This window comes from Dietzia sp. DQ11-71 (genome assembly GCF_014144995.1).
Classification (GTDB): Bacteria; Actinomycetota; Actinomycetes; order Mycobacteriales; family Mycobacteriaceae; genus Dietzia; species Dietzia kunjamensis.
On the sequence record NZ_JAALDT010000409.1, the window covers coordinates 1 to 1,253 of the forward strand.

Sequence of the window (1,253 nt, forward strand, 5' to 3'; positions counted from 1 at the left end):
CGGGCGGCCGGCGCTGGGCCGGGCCGGGCCGCCGCCGCTCAGTCGCGGGCGCGCGAGGGGATCAGCATGCCGAGCACCCAGTTGACCAGGCCGATCACGATCGCGCCGAAGAAGGCCGCCCAGAACCCGCTCACCACGTACTGCGCTCCGAAAGGCTGGAACGTCGTGGTGATCCACCCGGTGATCATGAGCATCAGCGCGTTGACCACCAGCAGGAACAGCCCCAGCGTGAGGATGGTCAGCGGCAACGAGAGCAACTGCACGATCGGCTTGACCACCGCGTTGACCAGGGTGAACACCACGGCCACGATGAGCAGCGCGGCGATGGTCGGCACGCTCACCTCGTTGTCTGCGCTGCCGGCGGCGGTCCCGGCGTCCGCAGCGGGTTCGTACAGGGAGATCCCCGGCACGATCAGGGTCGCCACCCACAGGGCGACGGCGTTGACGATCAATCCCAGTACCAGCGTCATGCCCGGTCAGCTCCTCACGTACTCGTCGGCCACGTCGAGTGCGCGGTCGAAGATGTCGAGGCCCTCGTTGGCCTCGTCCGGGGTGATGATGCACGGCGGCACCACATGGAATCGGTTGTAGTTCATGAACAGCAGCAGGCCGTCGGACTTTGCCTTACCGAACGTGCGGGCCATGGCCTCCGATGATCCACCGTAGGGCGCGAGGGGCTCGCGTGTCTCGCGGTCGGCCACCATCTCCACGGCCCAGAACACGCCGAGGCCGCGGACCTCGCCGATCGACGGGTGCTTTTCGGCGAGCTCGCGCAGGCGCGGGCCGATGACGTCCTCGCCGATCATCTTCGCGTTCTCGACGATCTTCTCGTCGCGCATGAGGTTGATCGTCGCGACCACGGAGGCGCAGGCCAGCGGGTGCCCGGCGTAGGTCAGGCCACCGGTGTAGGGCGTGGTCTCGAACGAGGCGGCGATCCGGTCGTGCAGGATGACGCCGCCGAGCGGGACGTAACCCGAGTTGGAGCCCTTGGCGAAGGTGATGAGATCGGGCGCCCAGTCGTCGTCGCCGGAGCGGAAGTGGTCCAGGGCGAGCCACTCGCCGGTGCGGCCGAAGCCGGACATGACCTCGTCGCAGATCATGACGATGCCGTACTTGTCGCAGATCTCGCGCACGCCGCGCAGGTAGTCGGCGGGCGGCACCATGATGCCGACCGTGCCGGGCACCGACTCGATGATGAGGGCGGCGAAGTGGTCGGGTCCCTCGAGGCCGATGAGCGAGTCGAGGTGCTCGAG

Annotated in this window: 2 protein-coding genes; both read right to left on the bottom strand. The window is 68.1% G+C overall.

Annotated elements, in window-relative coordinates:
• Nucleotides 1–38: 38 nt before the first annotated feature.
• On the bottom strand, nucleotides 39–470 hold the full coding sequence (locus tag G6023_RS13470; RefSeq protein WP_182635993.1) for a phage holin family protein: 432 nt from the start codon (nucleotides 468–470) through the stop codon (nucleotides 39–41).
• 6 nt (nucleotides 471–476) lie between these two features.
• Nucleotides 477–1,253, bottom strand: a 777-nt coding sequence (locus G6023_RS13475; RefSeq protein WP_182635996.1) for an aminotransferase class III-fold pyridoxal phosphate-dependent enzyme, incomplete at its 5' end; no start/stop codon positions are given.

What these genes read in the sequence shown, in the direction of transcription:
- G6023_RS13470 (WP_182635993.1), bottom strand. Translation starts at nt 470, where the DNA reads ATGACGCTGGTACTGGGATTGATCGTCAACGCCGTCGCCCTGTGGGTG.